This is a genomic window from Pseudidiomarina terrestris (assembly GCF_030466405.1).
GTDB classification, from domain to species: domain Bacteria; phylum Pseudomonadota; class Gammaproteobacteria; order Enterobacterales; family Alteromonadaceae; genus Pseudidiomarina; species Pseudidiomarina terrestris.
Genome location: NZ_JAGGJF010000002.1, coordinates 1 through 17,574, shown reverse-complemented (window position 1 = coordinate 17,574; position 17,574 = coordinate 1). Strand labels below are relative to the sequence as shown.

Sequence of the window (17,574 nt, the reverse complement as noted above, 5' to 3'; positions counted from 1 at the left end):
GCTACTCTCCAGCTCGTTGGGTGAGTACCTTATCGACAACGCCGTAATCTACGGCTTCTTCTGCTGACATAAAGTAATCACGATCAGTATCTTTAGCGATCTGTTCGATGTCACGACCAGTATTTTCCGCCAACATGCGGTTCATCCGGTCTTTGATATCTAAAATCTGTCGGGCATGGATTTCAAAGTCAGAAGCCTGCCCCTGGAAACCACCGAGCGGCTGATGGATCATCACCCGCGAGTTTGGCAAGCAATAACGCTTCCCTTTTGCACCACCGGCTAACAGGAACGCGCCCATGCTGGCTGCCTGTCCCATACATACGGTACTCACATCAGGCTTGATAAAGCGCATGGTATCGTAAATCGCCATGCCGGCAGTCACTGCGCCGCCGGGTGAGTTAATGTAAAGGAAAATATCTTTTTCCGGGCTTTCAGACTCAAGAAACAGTAGCTGCGCTACGATCAGATTCGCCATGTGGTCTTCTACCTGCCCACACAAGAAAATCACCCGCTCTTTTAACAAGCGAGAATAAATATCGTAAGAACGCTCACCTTTCGCGGTTTGTTCAACCACCATAGGGACTAACTGCGCGAGAGGATCGTGCGCGTGATCCGACATAGAAACTACTCCTGAAAATAAAAATGGCTCGTATAAGACTATACGAGCCATTAAACCAAGTTGCGAGTGACTCCGTCAACGTCTAGCGCGCGGAATCCACAAACTTACTTCTCTTTCGGGTTCATCAGCTCGTCAAAGCTGGTCTTCTTCGCCGAAACTTTCGCTTTGTCGAGAATGAAGTCAACTGCCTGCTCTTCCAGTGCTACATTGCGCACTTGTTGCAACAGTTCGTCGTTACCTTTGTAGTAAGCAACAACTTCTTCAGGGTCTTCGTAAGCAGAAGCATTATTGGCAATGATCTCGTCAACTTTTGCATCGTCAACTTTGATGTCATTGGTGCGAATTACTTCGCCAAGCAATAAGCCAACTTTAACGCGCTCTTTCGCCTGCTCTTCGAACAAGTTCGCTGGTAACTCAGGCATTTGCGCCTGATTGTCACCAAAACGCTGCATCGCCTGACGACGTAAGCCATCAATTTCCTGCTTAACCATAGCGCTTGGCAGATCAACGTCGTTGTTCTCGACCAGACCTTTCAATACTTGCTCTTTGACTTTGCTTTGCACAGTATTTTTCAGCTCACGTTCCATATTTTTGCGAACTTCAGCTTTAAGTGCATCAACACCGCCGTCGGTGACACCGAACATAGCAACGAATTCGTCGTTGAGCTCTGGTAATTCCTGTTCTTCGACTTTCTTGGCAACGATATCAAATTCAGCTTTCTTACCTTTCAGGTTTTCTGCGTGGTAATCGTCCGGGAAAGTGACTTCAATAGTCTTCTCTTCGCCAGCTTTCATACCGATGATGTCGTCTTCAAAACCTGGAATCATGCGACCCTGGCCAAGTTCCAATGCGAAGTCTTGTGCTTTACCGCCATCGAATTCTTCACCGTCGATACGACCCGTGAAATCGATAGTGATACGATCACCTTTCTTCGACTTACGCTTAACTTCTTTCCAGCTTGCATGTTGCTTACGCAGGGTTTCCAGCATGCCGTCAACATCTTCATCAGTGACGGTAACGTCTGGCTTCTCAACTTCGATTTTGTCTAAGCCCTGAACTTCAACTTGCGGGTAGACTTCAAAAGTTGCAACGAACTCAAGATCTTTACCTGCTTCATTTACTTTTGGTTCAATCGAAGGAGGACCTGCAGGGTTAATCTGTTCCTGCATGATCGCTTCAAAATATTTGCTCTGCATTAATTCTTGAGCAGCGCGGGCACGAGCTTCTTTACCGAATAATTTTTGTAAAACATTCGGTGGTACCTTGCCTTTACGGAAACCGTTAATACGGCGGTTACGGTACTCGTTTTTCAACAGCTCTTTGACTTTCTCGTCAATGGTTGCCGCTGGCACAGTAATGGTGGCGCGGCGTTCTAATCCTTGGGTTGTCTCTACAGAAACCTGCATTGCTCTCTTACCTCGGCTTCACTATTGGCCTTGAGCCCACCACTAATGGGGCCCTTGAAAATGACGCAGCATTATAGCGAAGGCATACCCTCGAGTCGAGTAGTGTCGCTTATCTTTTTGGTCGATTCTATTCGTAGGAACGCCGCACGAAGCAATTCCGGCCATTATTTTTGGCCTGATAAACAGCTTTATCGACGCGTCGTATCGCTTCTTCTGGAGTGGTATCGATACCTGGAATAAAGCTGATAATGCCAATGCTGACAGTTATCTCAGAAGCTTTAGTACAGGAACGGACCGAGCCCAACAACGCAGCTGCGCGTTGTTCAGCTTCTTCGGCATTCATGCTCGGGCTCAGGATCAGGAATTCGTCGCCACCATAGCGCGCCACGACTTCACCACTGCGCTTAAAAGCGCGTGATAGCTCAGTCGCCACGCATTGCAAGGCAACGTCGCCTGCCAGATGTCCCTGCCGGTCATTGAGTTCTTTAAAGTGGTCTATGTCGACCATCAACACACTCAGCTGCTCTTGTTTGCGTTGCATCCGCCGCAACTCCGTCGCTAACGCCAGGTCAAGGCCACGGCGGTTGATCAGGCCGGTCAAACTGTCTTCATTTGCCAACTGGGCCAGACGTTCATTGGCTGAGCGCAGCTCTGCCTGCAATTCATGCAGTTTTGCTTCAGTGCGATGGCGGGCAATCGTATTGGTGATCATATCGGCAACCAGCTGCATCTGCCGCACATCCTGTTCGTTCCAGTCACAAGCGCGCTGCACTAGATCGCAGCCGACAAAACCAATGAGTCGACCTTCCAGGTACATCCCGACCGCCATCATCGACTGAATACTCTCGCGCAGCAGCTCATCCTTAAAGCCTCCGGCGACGTCAGGTAGATTTTGTGAGCTCGGTACGACCACCTGCCCGTCGGCACGCATACTGGCAAAAAACCAGGGCATGGCCTCTAAGGGGACGTTTTGCAACTCTTCTTTATGGGCAGTGATGCCGCGATTCACCCATTCATGGGTATTGCTCATTTGTTTATAACTGTCGTCAAACAAGAACACATAACAACGATCTTTACGATCGTTGCAACCCAGTGCTGCCAGCGCTTTCTCGATATGCACTTCAGCTTCTTCCGGGGCGGCATTAATGAGGTTAGTGCTTAACTCAGAAATCAGATAAGCAAACGACTCCGACGTCTCGCGGGAGCTGTAAGAAGGTGTGGCGTCAGGATTCTGAGTCATAGCGATTTAGTTTCATTATTGTTAGCTAGATGACTGATAACTGTAATATGCGCTATGTTTTCGGAACTTTCAAGCTGCCATCGGCAGATTGGGGGGGAATGTAAACAGATGGTCGGCGAGACTGGATTCGAACCAGCGACCCCTTGTACCCAAAACAAGTGCGCTACCAAGCTGCGCTACTCGCCGAACGTATAATCGTGGGGAACTTTAAGAAGATGGGGTGGCTGATGGGATTCGAACCCACGACCACCGGAATCACAATCCGGGGCTCTACCAACTGAGCTACAGCCACCACTACTTTTATGTCATGCCAGGGCTAAATGGCGCACCCGGCAGGATTCGAACCTGCGACCGACGGCTTAGAAGGCCGTTGCTCTATCCAACTGAGCTACGGGCGCATGGTCTAGCTAAAAATGGTCGGCGAGACTGGATTCGAACCAGCGACCCCTTGTACCCAAAACAAGTGCGCTACCAAGCTGCGCTACTCGCCGACATTTTTCAAAACCCGTGCAGGACGCGGCCTGACAACGGGGGCGAATATTACCTGCTGCTCATGGCAGCGTCAAACATTTTTTTGGGCAATTCGGCTGACTGCTGTTTTTTACAACAATCCGCCGGTAAATTCATCGGTAGCCGATGGCTACCTGACAAACTAAACTACACTAAACCGCGGAAACATGTAAAAATATGCGCCCTATTTGGCCTTCATTTTTGTTAGTTTTTGAGGAACAGCATGACCGCGCAATTTATTGACGGAAAAAAAGTCGCTCAACAGGTTCGGGACCAAGTCAGAGAACGTGTTCAACAACGCCTGCAACAAGGTTTACGCGCACCCGGATTAGCCGTCATTTTGGTCGGTGAAGACCCAGCTTCTGAAGTCTACGTAGGGAGTAAGCGGCGCGCGTGTGAAGAAGTCGGCTTTGCCTCAAAGTCTTATGACTTACCGGCAAGCACCAGTCAGAGCGAGCTGCTGGCGCTGATTGACCAGTTGAATGCTGATACCAGCGTTGATGGGATTTTAGTCCAGTTACCCTTACCTCAAGGCCTCGATGCGCAAGCTTTGTTAGAGCGTATTCATCCTTTTAAAGACGTCGACGGTTTCCATCCGTTCAATATGGGTCGGCTGGCCCAGCGGAACCCCGCGCTGCGCCCCTGCACGCCGCGTGGCGTGATGACGTTATTCGAATCTATCGACCTTGACCTGCACGGGCTTAATGCTGTGGTGGTCGGCGCATCCAATATCGTTGGCCGGCCAATGAGTCTGGAACTCTTATTAGGTGGAGCCACCACCACTGTTTGTCACCGTTTCACAAAAGATCTGCAAGAGCATATTGGCCGCGCTGATGTGTTGGTCGTCGCCGTCGGTAAAGAGAACTTCATTCCCGGTGAGTGGGTGAAGCCTGGCGCAGTGGTCATCGATGTCGGAATCAATCGCGGTGCCGACGGTAAATTAGTCGGAGACGTTGAATTTAAGGCCGCTGCCGAACGTGCCAGTTATATTACGCCAGTGCCCGGAGGGGTTGGCCCGATGACGGTTGCGACCCTGATGCAGAACACCCTGCAAGCCTGCGACACCTGGCACGCGCCGGAGTAGACCCAGCTTAATTCAGCCCTTCCCGATAACCACTAAGCAAGGGCGCCGCAAGGCGCTGTTGCATGGCCCATAAGGGCCGCCCGGTGAGTTCTTCGCGTAGCCGGCAATGCCGCTGCGCCGGCGAGGTCCACCAGCGGCGTAACTGCATCAGCACTTGCGCCGCTAACGGCACTTCCAGCGGCAAACACCACCAGACTTCGATATCCAATTGCCGTTGTTGCTCCCACACAACTGCATCTGTGTCCTGTATTCGGGCGCTGGCATAATCAACAGGCAGCTCGTTGACCCAGTCGTCAATCATCAAATCAAAGCGCCTTTCGCTGTGCTCTCTGAGTACTGCCTCAGTAGGACCATGAATCTGCAGACGCCCGGTCAGCTGGTAATGTAACCATTGTCTGGCCGTCGCTGCTAATTGCGCCCGGCGCAGCTGGTTACGGCTGGGTCCCTGCTCCCGCCCGGCTCCGTCCGGCAGCAGCGGTTGCAGACTCGCCATCGCAGCAACAAGGGTGCGCTCCATTGCGTTGATGGAACCATGGTTGATGGTTCCCGCGCGTAAACTATAGCTCACAGCCACCCGAAAGGTCGCGTTGGCAAACACCAACCATAACACTTGTACCACCAGTAACACGGTCAAAATCAGGACCGGTAGTGCCACCAGCGTCTCCACCGCAGCCTGGCCCTGCCTGCCCCGGGCAGACCATTGCCGTTCCTTCACTGACAGCCGCCCTGGGCTTTGCAGGTTTGCCAGCTTTGTTCTAACTGCTGCATTCGCTCAATGATGGTCACTACATCGTATCCGGCCACCGTCGCTTGCGCCGCACTCAATGTGGTTACAACCACTTCGCTGGCGCGCAGATCGGCAATAGTAGCGGATTGCAGCGTTGCGGTTTGACCGGCAAGCCGTTCCGCCTCGATCAAGCCGACATTTTTAATACTAAAACCGCCCATATCAAGATCCGACGCCATGGCACTGTATTCTGGCGCATCAGGATCCGGTATGCGGTGCAAGTAACGCTCCCGCAGCGCTAACAAAAGCGGCTGCCAGACGTGTAGCTGTAACTGATCATCAACTGTACTACTGGCACCTGCAATACGCCGCGCCAGCCACCGGGCTTCAGTGCTATCAGGAGCCTGAGTTTGCAATCGCAGCAGGTTGGCTTGCGTGCTCAGTTGCCAGGGCTGCCCCCAGGGTTGCCATACCTCGGCAATATAACCTTTACTGACCAACTCACTCAGGCTGTCCGGCACCCGACGTTGCTCAAGCCAGAAGCGCTCCAGCGCTGTCATCAGATTCCGTGCTTCGAGTTCCCAACCTTGCCGCTGCTGCACCTGATGCTGCCGCACCAGCCATTGTTGGCTCATGACCAGTACCCCGGCAAGCAAACTCAGGGCGATCACCAGCTCGAATAAAATATAACCACGACGTTGTTTCATAAGGGGCCTTGTTGCATCTGCAGTAACCAGCGCTGTTGGTCGCTTGCCAGCGCCTGTTGCTTTTCATGTAATAACCGTAACGCCTGCTGCTGTTCCAGTTGTTGCACAGTCGTACTGGGTTCCCAGAGATTCAACATTGATAGTGTCAGAAGGGCAAACCCCGCCAGACAGGACACCGCTATGACCCACTCGAGCAGCAGATAGCCTTTCATTTTTTTTGGCGAGGGTTTGCCAGACATCATGCGTACTCCTGTTTAACCCTGAAAGCGCAGAGTAAGAGTGCCGGCGCTGTAGGTGCTATCAATGCTATAGTCGGTAAAATCACGCGCCAGCCGGGCGCCTTCGCCATCTTGAGCGATACCCGACAGGGTGACGACATAGCGGCTGCTGTCACTTAAATCCGCTTCCACATTAATCGCGCCGCCCCAGGGGTTAATCCCTGCGCCATCGCCCCAAGCTTCAGGTACCGCGGCAATCTGCGACATTGAAGTCATGGTAATGCCGGTAAAGTCGCCATTGCGGGGACGCCATAGCTGCGCGCCAGCCTGCACGGTAATGATCTGATTTTTCGCTTCGCTGACTCGCGAGTTGCCAACCGCCCAGTCACGCACCGCCAGGGTAGCGATCGTCGCTAAAGCGATGATGCCAAGCACTGTCAGAACTTCAATAAAAGTAAAACCCTGCTGATTTTTCATAATAAACACTCCATGTTTTGTAGTTTGCTTTCATGTCTTAACGTACGTGTTGCTGGGTGACTGCCATCAGCATGGCGCCCATACCTCCAACAGTTAACAGCAACAACCAGAGAATCAGTGCGTAGCAACTGACTTGAATGACCACTCGCAAACGTTGCAAAGCCGCCACCGCGTCTGCGGCGGCGTAGTTTGCGACACGTTGCAAGGTGCCATGCTCGGTGGCATTTCGACTGCCGTTACTCAGTCGGAATAACATTCTTGGTGACAGGAGGCCGCAGTCGAGGATAGCGACCAGGCGCCGTTCCCCCCGCGCCAGACGCTGTCGAAGTTCAGGCAAGGCATAGGCCAGCGAGCCTGAACCAAATTCCTGCATGGCCTGTAACGCCCGGTCAAGCCGCGTTCCGGCTCGCAATAACACAGTTAACGACTGCAACAGCAACACCCCGTCAAAATAGCGCCGGATGACAAAGGCGCCGCGCCCAGCCAACCAGCGCCAGCAGGAGAAACGGAAATCAATCGCCGGATAGGGTCCCCAACAGACAAAAATGGTCAGCAGTAACAATGCGGCAAGTAGTCCTAACCAGGGGCCCGAGCTCACCATAAGTAGCTGTTGACTCAGAAACGGCCAGTGCATTTCCGCAACGCCCGCGGCAAGCTTGGGCATCACCTTCTGACCCACGCCAAAGCAGGCAAACATCGTGATCAGTACCATCAGTAATGGATAAATGAGAGGTCGCCAAAATCCTTGTATTGCCGCCGCGCGTTGTTGCTCGAACAGCCGCTGTGCGGCAATGAGCTGGTCCAGAAGACCGCTGCGTTCACCGATACTGACCAGCATACAAAGATCATTAGCGAACCAGTCGCGCATAGCATTCGCCATAGGAACGCCCTGATAGACTGCGCCCTGCATTGCTCCGACAGCTTCACTTTCGCGCTTCAGGCCCTGTTGTTCGGCATGCTGACGCAGCTCCTGGCAGGCCTGGGCGGCCGACAAGCCGTCCCCCACCGCCAGCGCAATATCCTCTAGCAGTGCCAGCTGACTGCCTCGGCCCAGCGGGCGTTTTAAGCGCTGCATGGCGCCTCCCGTTGCAGTTGTGCGGCGAGCGTTGGCCACCCTTTGGCAATAAGTTGCAGCCGATAGGCTTCCAGATCATCATTGCGTAAAGCGCACCTTAACTCGGCGGTGGGCTCCAGGTACTCAGCGACATAACGCCGCTTCCCTACGCCGGTACCCTGACATTGCTCACAATCCTGATGGTTCGGCTGCCCCTGACAGGCGCTGCAGTCCTGTTTCACCAAGCGCTGTGCAAGAATGCCGCAAAGAACTCCGGGCTGCGCCAGCACGCCATTACTGATGCCCAGATCATTTAGCCGCTGCAACACACCGAAACAGTCGTGGGCATGCAGGGTTGCTGTGACGAGGTGCCCGGTCAGTGCTGCGGTATAGGCCGCCTGCGCAGTTTTGCTATCACGGATTTCACTGATTGAAATCACATCAGGGTCTTCCCGCAAGGCCACCTTCACCATATTGGCAAAGTTCAGTTCAGGATGATCCGCAGCCACAGGTTTTTGCTCAATGTGCGGCTGAATAATCTCAATAGGATCCTCCAGCGAAATAATTTTATGATCAGGTGGAATCAACAGGTTCAACGCCGCCAAACTGGTGGTTTTACCCTGCCCGGTGGGGCCGGCAATGATGAACAATCCGGTGGGCTGCTCCAATGCCAAGCGCAACTGAGCGGTGAGCGCAGAACTTACGCCGAGTTGCTCAAAGCGTTGTATGCTCTGCCGCTCAAGCTGCACGCGCATGGTCACCGCAAAGCCATTACGGGTGGGGGATTTTTGAACCCTTAACCGCAATCGCTGCGGTTCCCCCTGATGAATCACCACCACGTTGATACTGGCGCTGGAAAGTCGCTGCTCATCGAACAGCTCGCGAAAGTCATCGGAACGGGTATTGAGCGCCGCCGCAATGGCTGCGGCAAGGGTTTCCCGCGGCCGCTCAATATGGCCCACCATGCGCCCGTGGACGCGGAAGGCGAGTGAGGCGCACTGTGGATCGAACACCAGATGAATATCAGAAGCGCCCAGCAACAGCGCCTGACTGATCAGATCTTCCAGCGCAAGTTGTGCGCGGGTACGGTCAAACTTTATCTCACCCTGTTGCTGCTGCTGGTGTTGCTGCGCTGCCTCGGCATCGTGTAAAAAACTTCGTACATCACGCGCCTCGCCAAGCAAGCTGGTGCGAAACTGCTGGCGGGCTTGTAACTCCACCCTCAGGTTTAACAGATCCAATGACGCCTTCTGCCAGGCATCGGGGGTCGCAATCAGGCAGCCATCACGGGTCACCACGACCGCCGTATCCGCTTCATTTTCGCGCTCAGTAATGGTCAGGCATTCGCTGAGGAAGTGCTGATCCGCTTCGGCTTCCTGCCATTCTGCCGGAGTAATGTACCGCATCTTACCACTCTCCCTGCAGGTAAAAGGTCCGCTCATGCCCGTCTTGTTTCAGTGTCAGACGGTTCGCCTGCAGTTGCACATCCAGTGCATAGGCATTGCTACGTTCTGGCTGCACACTAAAACGTTGCTGCGCGTGCTCAAGCCAGATGCTGATCTGCTCACCGCTGCGCACCACGCTAAGTAATTCCAACGCCGCCAGCGGGTGTTCAGGGACAGCTTCAGCAAGTTGCGCGGAGGTGTCAGGTTGGTCTAACGCCGAAATCTGATGACGCAACTGTGCCACTTGCAGCTCGTGCTGTAACTTGCGCACTCTGGCGGCAGCGCGTAACTCAGCGAGTTCCTCATTGCGCAGTTCACTGACCTGTCGCAACTGTTCCTGTAACGGCTCAGGCGTTAGTTGCGGTGCGGCCTGAACACCAACTTCACTAAACAACATAAAGCACAAACTGAAAGCAATCATGAGGTACGCTCTCCTTGCGTGATGGGAATGGGTTCGTAGGCGCGAACCGTCAGCTCCATGTGTAATTTTTTACCGTTTTGCAATTTCAGGCTGGTGACACGCAGGTTGGCCTGTTGCAATAGTGCTGCCAGGCGGCTGAGCTCAGTAAAATCCGTATTGGCCAGCCGCAGTTGCCACTGCTGCCAACGGTAGCTGCTGTCCTGACCGCCGGCGCCGGATTGCAGATTCAATTCAGGGAAATATAACGCGCCCTGACTAAGCCACTCAGGGGTCCCGGATGGGTCGATGTCACCAAGCGGTTCGGTTACGCGAGTATGGGTTAGCACCACCTGCTGGCCCTGCTCCTGGACTATCCAACCCGCAGGTAACTGCGGAGTCAGTTCCTCGCTGCGACCATAACTCGGTACCACCACAGCCTGTAGCCGGGTGCCTTGCAGTTGTGCTGAGCGCCATTGCCAGCCCGCCAGATGACGAAAGCCAGCAAAGAGTTGCGGCAGCTCCTGCAGGATCTCGATGGTAACACCAGCTGGCGGGACCGCCTGCCGGTTCAATTGCTCCGGTGGCAACGACGTTTGCGGTTGCGGCCAGAATAACCAGCCGCCCGCGGCGGCAGCGCTCAGTAGGATAAGACTTGCTGCCAGCGCCCGTTGGCGTTGTTGCCAGGGGGGGCGCTGGGCAAGACTCTTGAGTCTGGCACTGCGAAGGAGCTGCAATTCCCGAAGCTCCTTTTGTTGCAGCAATAGCCGCCATTGACAAAGCTGTGTCCGGCACAAAACGATCAGGTCTTCCGGAGTCTGCTTGGCAATCACTGCGGTCGGCTGACCTTTACCATCACAGCTCAATTGCTGCAGAACAAGCTGCAGTTGATGTAACCCTTCCGCATCGTGGCGACAGGCCAGGCAATGACGTAACCGTTCTCCCTGCCAGGCGATACAGATAATCTGACCCTGCCAGGGCGCCAGATAAATAGCTTGGTGCAAGCTGGCGAAGGTGCGCCGCACCACCAAAGCAATGTCGTACTGCGGCGCTGTCAGTGCGCTATTCCCGCACACCAGCCAATAGCAGCGGCCTTGCCTGCCAACCGCGTAATGGCTGAAGCCACGCTCGCGTGCACGCCGTAAATAAGTATCAATCTCCCGCGTCGAGCGGCTTTGTTGACGCCAGCCATTGATTAACCAGAAGTCACTCATGAGCCCGCCTCACGTGCGATGATGGTTGGCGTCAATAACACCAGCGTTTCACTTTGCTGCTGCTGTTGTTGCTGTTTACCGCCGAGTAAAAAGCTGAGCCAGCTTTGTTGTTCGGTACGTTGCTGCCGCTCATTGCGCAACCCGGACAGCAGTAATGTCTGGCCATCGCCAACCACCGCTTGCATGAAAAACTGTTTCCGATTGGTATGAGGTGTTTGAATCAGCTGCTCGCCCGAGCGCACTTCATCAATACGAAGCAAGTCCGAGAGTTCCGTGGAGAGCTGTAAAATTACCTCGCCATCACGGATGCTGGGTAACACATAAAGCTCAAATCCAGTGCTGACCAGCCCCGGCTGCAACGTGGTAGTGACGCCGACGTTAACTGTGCTGGTGGTCCCAGCGGAGGCCAGGTAAGTGGCATTGTCCTGCAAAGCGATCTTGGCGATTTGGTTATTCAGACTGAGCAGCCGCGGTTGATTGCTAATTTGCACTAATCCTTGCTCCTGCAGGGCTTCAATAAATAGCTCGGAGCCGGCCGTGCGCCCTGTTTTGCGCTGCCAGAACAGCTGCCCACCCAACTCTTCGCCCAGCCCACCAAAGGCACTACTGCCAAGCCCCAGCACCGCGTTTCCCCCAGCAGTTCGCGCCAGCGCCTGCCAATCCACCGCAAGTTGCTCCTCGTCACGGAAACTGACCTCGATGATTTGCACCTCAATGGCAACCTGCCGGGTCAGCCGTTCATTTTGTTGTCTGAGGTAGTGCTCGATCTGAGCCACATGATGGGGTTTGTCTTTCACCAGCACTGACGTTGAACTCTGGTTCATACTCAATACCCCTTGCTCGGATAACAAAAGCCGCAGAGCTCGCTCAAGATCATCCCAGACACTCAATTCGGTGTTACTGAAGTTACTGTATTGTTCGCTGCCGGCGGCACCTGCTGCAGCCAACGCCCCGGTTGCTGATGGTGCAGAGCTTTGCTGCTGATTCTTTTGGGTCATCTCACGATTTCCCATAAAAAACTTGGTGGCACCAGCGATGAAAGCGACATCAAATTCTGCTGTGCGCCAACGACTCCAGTGAACCCGATGATCATTATGGGTAAAGTGCCAACCGGTATGATCGGCAAGACGCTGCAGCAGCTCGCCAAGAGAGCCGGAAAACTGCAAGTGCAAGGGGTGGTCCCGCAGTTCAGGCTGACTGAATCCTAAGCTGACAGTTTCGCTGGCAAAGACATCTGCTAACAGTTCATGAAAACCTACGCCTGAAGCATTCACCACAACTGGCTTGCTGAACCAGACGGGGACGTGTTCGGCATGAATCCCAGCCGCTGGCACATAAAGTTCCGGTGAATGCGTAATGGTGGCGTTTTGCTGGCCGCTGTTATTGCCCGGGTCCAGCTTTGCAAGTTCTGCCAGCGCGCGGTTTTTTTGCTGACTTAAACCATCTTGCTCCGGTGGCGTCGCACAACTTGATACCAGCAAGGCGATGCCCACCCCCCAGCAGCACATCCGCCAGCTCATGGCTTACTCCCCGCAGCAGAAGTCACCGCAGCAGGGCTCACCACCGCAGTGTGATTGGCATAGAGGGTCAGTTGTAACTGATAAGGCTGTAAAACTCGCTCCAGCGCAGCTTCCCAACTCGCTGCTGTCAGGGTGAAGTCTGTCGACCAGCGGTAATGCGGGGAGGCGCGCCAGTCCAGCTGACGAATGGCAAAGTGTTGTTTGAGTAGTGTTTCAATCTGCGGCTGCAACAATCCCGCAGTCAGAGCCAGTTCCACGGCTGGACTGGTGGCCGCTGGCGCTGCACGCTCTGTCTGTGAAAAGTTAAAGGGCTGGCAGTTTTCTTGTGCCTGGACTGGCGTCGTCAACAAGCAGCATAATGCTAAACTGCTTGCGACGAAACGCCATTGGACAGGTGTCCAAGTAGATTGCAAAAGCATACGACCTCCGTGTCATTCATGCATCGCCATCCTTGACGATGTCTAGCAACTTTAGTCGCTAGCAGGGGGTCGTACAAGCGTTTAAAAGCCTAACTTCAAGGCAATTATTTCTTACGTTTCTGCGTTGTGCTTTTGGCCTTGGTGGTGGTTTTAGCTTTGGCTTTGGCTTTGGCTTTGGCTTTGGCCTTCGGCTCGGTTTCAACCCATTCGCCATCGCGATAATGTGCCTGCCACCCCGTAGGTTTACCGTTCTCTTCGGTGATCACGTACTGCTCTTTCTGTTTCCTGCTGTAACGCACAATCGCTTCGTTCCCGGCGCTATCCTCGGTCGGCGCTTCTGCCAGATAGTAAAACTTTTTGGGAATGCGATCTTTAAAGCGTTTCAGCTCAGCAACTTTAACAGCCCGGGTCTCGCGCGACTTCGGAAAGGTATTCGCAGACAGAAAGATACCGGAGGCACCATCACGCAACACAAAATGCGCGTTGGAATCTTCACAAGGCAACTCAGGGAAAGGTACCGGATCTTCCTTCGGTGGCGCAGGTTGACCACTCTTCAGTAATTTGCGGGTATTCTTGCAGTCGTCGTTAGTGCAATCAAAGTACTTACCAAAACGACCGGTTTTTAGCTGCATGTCACTGCCACAGCGGTCACATTCCAGTACTGGCCCGTCATACCCTTTAATCCGGAACTCACCAAACTCGACCAACTGGCCAGGACAAGCTGGATTGTTACCACAGACATGCAACTTACGCTCTTTATCAATCAGGTAACTGTCCATCGCCGTGCCACACTCAGGGCATCGTTTCTTGGCTCGCAACGCCTCAGTTTCAGCTTCATCGTCATCACTGACTTTCACCGCTTCTTCACCAGGCAATAAGTTAATGGTCTGGGTACAGCGCTCTTTGGGCGGTAACTCGTAGCCCGAGCACCCCAAAAATACACCTGTAGAGGCGGTACGAATCCCCATTTTACGACCACACTTGGGACAATCGATGTCGGTGAGGATCATCTCGTTGCCACGCATCCCACCTTCTTCCGGGGGCATTTCCGCCTGTTCAAGTTTCTTCGAAAACTCCGCGTAAAACGCGTCCAGAGTATCTTTCCAGTCACGTTTGCCCTCAGCGATATCGTCCAGGGCCTGTTCCATTTCTGCGGTAAAGTTGTAATTCAACAAACGCGAGAAATTTTCCACCAGCCGGTCATTCACGATCTCGCCCATTTTTTCCGCATAAAAGCGACGACTTTCAACCCGTACATAGCCACGGTCCTGAATCGTCGAAATAATTGAGGCATAGGTCGAAGGTCGGCCAATGCCGCGCTTCTCAAGTTCTTTGACTAAGGATGCTTCGCTAAACCGTGCTGGCGGTTTAGTGAAGTGCTGCTGCGGATCTAAATCCTGCAGGTTCAGCGATTCGCCCTTTTTGACATCAGGCAAGGTGGCGTCTTCGGCACTTTTTGAACCCGCTGGCGGCTGTACTTTGGTCCAACCGGCAAAGCGCATCACCCGGCCGCGGGCTTTCAGCTCGTAATCGCCCGCGCCGACAGTGATGGTCGTGGCATCGTAACGCGCCGGAGTCATTTGACAGGCCACAAACTGACGCCAGATCAGCTCATACAAGCGCTGGGCATCGCGCTCCATGTCTTTCAGCGATTCAGACTTCACCTTAACGCTGGATGGCCGAATCGCTTCGTGCGCTTCCTGAGCGTTTTTCTTGGCACCATATAAATTAGGTTTTTCAGGCAGGTAGTCCTTACCATACTGCTTACCGATAAAGTCGCGACAAGATGCCACGGCTTCACCACTCAGGTTGGTCGAGTCGGTTCGCATGTAGGTGATGTGCCCCGCTTCGTATAAGCGCTGAGCCAACATCATGGTTTTCTTCACACCATAGCCCAGCCGCGTGCTGGCGGCCTGCTGTAGTGTAGATGTGATAAATGGTGCTGAGGGTCGGCTGCTGGTCGGTTTGTCTTCCCGCTCCAGTACCTTGAAATCGGCGTGCTTGAGCGCTTGAACAGCTTTTCCCGCTTGCTCTTTGTCACTCGCTTTGAACGTTTTGCCGAGGTACTTCGCCAGTTGCACTCGCAGATCCTGTTGCTGATCTGTAGTTAAATCTGCGTAGATGTCCCAGTACTCTTCCGGCACAAAAGCTTTTATTTCACGTTCACGTTCCACCACCAGGCGCACAGCCACCGACTGCACCCGACCGGCTGATAAGCCGCGGGCGATTTTCTTCCACAACAGCGGTGACACCATGAAACCCACCACCCGATCCAGAAAACGGCGGGTCTGCTGGGCATTCACCCGATCAATATTGAGATGCGCAGGCTGTGAGAAGGCGTCCTGAATTGCGTTTTTAGTGATCTCGTTAAAGACCACCCGGCGGAAGCGCTCATTGTCGCCGCCAATGAGTTCGCGCAGGTGCCAGGCAATCGCTTCCCCTTCGCGGTCCAAATCCGTCGCGAGATAGATTGCGTCTGCCTTACTCGCCAGTTTTTGCAGTTCACTAACAACTTTCTCTTTACCTGGCAGAACTTCGTAATGGGCGTCCCAGCCGTGTTCAGGATCGACCCCCATGCGCGCCACCAGTTTCTTAAATTCGCGCTGCTGGCGATACGCCTCTTTCGCTTCCGGCGACATCTTGCGCACTTCTGCCGGAGATTTCTTGGCGACCTCTGCGGTCGACCGTGTTGGTAAGTCACGCACGTGACCGACGCTCGACTTCACTACGAAATCGTTACCTAAATATTTATTGATGGTCTTCGCCTTGGCTGGCGACTCGACAATAACTAGCGATTTTGCCATGCGTCTCTTTGCAACCTAGTAAGATGGGATTCTTTTTTAGATATATCGTTTCTGCACAGACGAAACAACCGTGCCGTGCAAAATTCATAAAAATTCGTTATTTGCTTATAGCCATGCAAGTCAGACTCGGATCACTCCAAACCGCGCGGCGGCGCGCAATATCAAGGCTTACACAAGCCCTTACTTGTGCGTATAATAGCGGTTGTTAACTTGCTTGCAACTGCAATGGAGGATTTTCGTGAGCACTCGGCACTTTGAAGTGAACTTCGATGGTTTAGTTGGACCTACCCACAACTACGCAGGATTGTCCTTCGGTAATGTGGCATCGCTATCGAATGCGAAAGCCAGCTCGAGTCCCCGCTCCGCAGCAAAGCAAGGTCTCGCCAAGATGAAAGCGTTGCATGATATGGGTATGGTTCAGGGCGTGTTTGCGCCACACGAACGCCCTAATATCGATGTTTTACGCCGTCTGGGCTTTACCGGGAATGACGGTGAAGTGCTCTATAAAGCCGCCACTCAGGCTCCGGAAATCTATCAGGCAGTGTGTTCAGCCTCGAGCATGTGGACCGCCAATGCGGCCACTGTCTCACCAGGCGCGGACACCGCCGACGGCAAAGTGCATTTTACCCCGGCCAACTTAACCAATAAGTTTCATCGCTCCCTTGAGCCGATGACCAGCGGCCGCATCCTGCAATCCATGTTTGCCAATCCGCGTTATTTTGAACATCATCTGCACCTGCCTGACAATGAGCACTTTGGTGATGAAGGCGCAGCGAACCACACACGCCTGTGCAGCAACTATGGCAATGCTGGCGTTGAGATCTTCACTTTTGGTCGTTACGCGTTCGACTCAAGTCAGCCCGCACCGACTAAATTTCCAGCCCGGCAGACCTATGAGGCGTCACGTGCCATCGCACGCCTGCACGGCCTGAGCGACGAAAATACTGTGTACCTGCAGCAAAACCCGGATGTTATTGACCAGGGCGTATTTCATAACGACGTCATCGCTGTTGGCAACCGCAACGTGCTCTTCTACCACGAACAAGCTTTCCTGGACACCGAAGCTAAACTGGCGGAGATTCAGCAGAAGTTTGGTGATGAGAAGGTTCACTTTATCTGTGTCAAAACCAGTGAAGTGTCCGTTGCTGACGCGGTGCAAACCTACTTGTTTAACACCCAGTTATTGTCCATGCCGGACGGCAGCATGGCCATCATCGCGCCGACAGAGTGTCAGGAAAACCCGCGGGTTTCGGCTTATCTGGACGAGCTGGTACAGCGCAATACCCCGATCCAAAAGGTACACTACTTTGATGTAAAACAAAGTATGCGTAACGGCGGCGGCCCTGCGTGCCTGCGCTTGCGCGTGGCTCTGAATGATGATGAGCTGGCAGCGGTAAACCCGGCGGTCATTATGAGCGATGGCTTATTCGTACGCCTGAACGACTGGGTCGATAAACATTATCGCGAAGAGCTTAGCGTCAATGACCTCCGCGATCCTCAGTTGTTAACGGAATCACGCTCGGCGCTTGATGAGTTAACTCAAATCCTCAAGCTTGGCTCGGTCTACCCGTTCCAAATCGACTAACAACAAAAAAGCCCGCATTACTGAAGTGACCCCCAATAGTTGGACATTCCTACTACTGGGGGTCTTTTTATGTCTAAACATCACAGAGCATTCAAGCTTGAATTAGCGAAGCGTGCTCAACATGAAAGTTCACGGGAGCTTGGACGCA

16 protein-coding genes and 4 tRNA genes are annotated in these 17,574 nt (G+C 53.5%); 2 read left to right on the top strand and 18 right to left on the bottom strand.

Going from position 1 to position 17,574, the window contains the following annotated elements; translation table 11 throughout:
- Position 1: 1 nt before the first annotated feature.
- The 7 genes from clpP to J6J34_RS04235 all read right to left on the bottom strand — a co-directional run bounded on the left by clpP (position 2) and on the right by J6J34_RS04235 (position 3,756).
- Entirely contained in the window at positions 2 to 619 is a 618-nt protein-coding gene (clpP, locus tag J6J34_RS04265) for an ATP-dependent Clp endopeptidase proteolytic subunit ClpP (protein ID WP_301719887.1), read from the bottom strand.
- A 104-nt stretch (positions 620 to 723) separates the two neighbouring features.
- Complete coding sequence (gene tig / locus J6J34_RS04260) at positions 724 to 2,025, bottom strand: trigger factor (protein WP_301719886.1); 1,302 nt, start codon at positions 2,023 to 2,025, stop codon at positions 724 to 726.
- Positions 2,026 to 2,152: 127 nt separating this feature from the next.
- A complete protein-coding gene (locus J6J34_RS04255) occupies positions 2,153 to 3,265 on the bottom strand; it encodes a sensor domain-containing diguanylate cyclase (protein ID WP_301719885.1) in 1,113 nt (370 codons plus the stop codon).
- Between the two features lie 109 nt (positions 3,266 to 3,374).
- Positions 3,375 to 3,451, bottom strand: a tRNA-Pro gene (locus tag J6J34_RS04250).
- Positions 3,452 to 3,481: 30 nt separating this feature from the next.
- Positions 3,482 to 3,557 (bottom strand) — tRNA-His (locus J6J34_RS04245).
- Between the two features lie 29 nt (positions 3,558 to 3,586).
- Positions 3,587 to 3,663, bottom strand: a tRNA-Arg gene (locus tag J6J34_RS04240).
- 16 nt (positions 3,664 to 3,679) lie between these two features.
- Positions 3,680 to 3,756 (bottom strand) — tRNA-Pro (locus tag J6J34_RS04235).
- A 242-nt stretch (positions 3,757 to 3,998) separates the two neighbouring features.
- Here J6J34_RS04235 and folD point away from each other — a divergent pair.
- Positions 3,999 to 4,859, top strand: a complete 861-nt coding sequence (gene folD, locus J6J34_RS04230; RefSeq protein WP_301898547.1) for a bifunctional methylenetetrahydrofolate dehydrogenase/methenyltetrahydrofolate cyclohydrolase FolD — start codon at positions 3,999 to 4,001, stop codon at positions 4,857 to 4,859.
- 7 nt (positions 4,860 to 4,866) lie between these two features.
- Here the strand turns inward: folD and J6J34_RS04225 are convergent, their stop codons facing one another.
- The 11 genes from J6J34_RS04225 to topA form a co-directional block, all read right to left on the bottom strand.
- A complete protein-coding gene (locus tag J6J34_RS04225) occupies positions 4,867 to 5,574 on the bottom strand; it encodes a hypothetical protein (protein ID WP_301898546.1) in 708 nt (235 codons plus the stop codon).
- Positions 5,571 to 6,293, bottom strand: a complete 723-nt coding sequence (locus J6J34_RS04220) for a hypothetical protein (protein ID WP_301898545.1) — start codon at positions 6,291 to 6,293, stop codon at positions 5,571 to 5,573. The genes J6J34_RS04225 and J6J34_RS04220 overlap by 4 nt, the downstream gene beginning before the upstream one ends.
- Positions 6,290 to 6,535, bottom strand: coding sequence for a hypothetical protein (locus J6J34_RS04215; RefSeq protein WP_301773692.1), 246 nt, complete (start codon positions 6,533 to 6,535; stop codon positions 6,290 to 6,292). Before J6J34_RS04215 ends, J6J34_RS04220 begins: the two co-directional genes overlap by 4 nt.
- Positions 6,536 to 6,547: 12 nt before the next feature.
- Positions 6,548 to 6,988, bottom strand: coding sequence for a type II secretion system protein (locus J6J34_RS04210; protein ID WP_301719878.1), 441 nt, complete (start codon positions 6,986 to 6,988; stop codon positions 6,548 to 6,550).
- A gap of 37 nt (positions 6,989 to 7,025) precedes the next feature.
- Complete coding sequence (locus J6J34_RS04205) at positions 7,026 to 8,063, bottom strand: type II secretion system F family protein (RefSeq protein WP_301836653.1); 1,038 nt, start codon at positions 8,061 to 8,063, stop codon at positions 7,026 to 7,028.
- Positions 8,051 to 9,448: a GspE/PulE family protein gene (locus J6J34_RS04200; RefSeq protein ID WP_301898544.1), complete on the bottom strand. Its 1,398-nt coding sequence runs from the start codon at positions 9,446 to 9,448 to the stop codon at positions 8,051 to 8,053. Before J6J34_RS04200 ends, J6J34_RS04205 begins: the two co-directional genes overlap by 13 nt.
- Before the next feature lies 1 nt (position 9,449).
- Positions 9,450 to 9,908: a hypothetical protein gene (locus J6J34_RS04195; protein WP_301773689.1), complete on the bottom strand. Its 459-nt coding sequence runs from the start codon at positions 9,906 to 9,908 to the stop codon at positions 9,450 to 9,452.
- Complete coding sequence (locus J6J34_RS04190) at positions 9,905 to 11,098, bottom strand: hypothetical protein (protein WP_301898543.1); 1,194 nt, start codon at positions 11,096 to 11,098, stop codon at positions 9,905 to 9,907. Before J6J34_RS04190 ends, J6J34_RS04195 begins: the two co-directional genes overlap by 4 nt.
- Complete coding sequence (locus J6J34_RS04185) at positions 11,095 to 12,618, bottom strand: hypothetical protein (protein ID WP_301898542.1); 1,524 nt, start codon at positions 12,616 to 12,618, stop codon at positions 11,095 to 11,097. The genes J6J34_RS04190 and J6J34_RS04185 overlap by 4 nt, the downstream gene beginning before the upstream one ends.
- Positions 12,615 to 12,965, bottom strand: coding sequence for a hypothetical protein (locus J6J34_RS04180; protein WP_301836654.1), 351 nt, complete (start codon positions 12,963 to 12,965; stop codon positions 12,615 to 12,617). Before J6J34_RS04180 ends, J6J34_RS04185 begins: the two co-directional genes overlap by 4 nt.
- Before the next feature lie 176 nt (positions 12,966 to 13,141).
- Positions 13,142 to 15,841 (bottom strand): type I DNA topoisomerase, encoded by a 2,700-nt coding sequence (gene topA / locus J6J34_RS04175; protein ID WP_301898541.1) that lies wholly within the window; start codon positions 15,839 to 15,841, stop codon positions 13,142 to 13,144.
- Between the two features lie 238 nt (positions 15,842 to 16,079).
- Here topA and astB point away from each other — a divergent pair, with 238 nt between their 5' ends.
- A complete protein-coding gene (astB, locus tag J6J34_RS04170) occupies positions 16,080 to 17,426 on the top strand; it encodes an N-succinylarginine dihydrolase (protein WP_301773683.1) in 1,347 nt (448 codons plus the stop codon).
- Positions 17,427 to 17,574 lie beyond the last annotated feature (148 nt).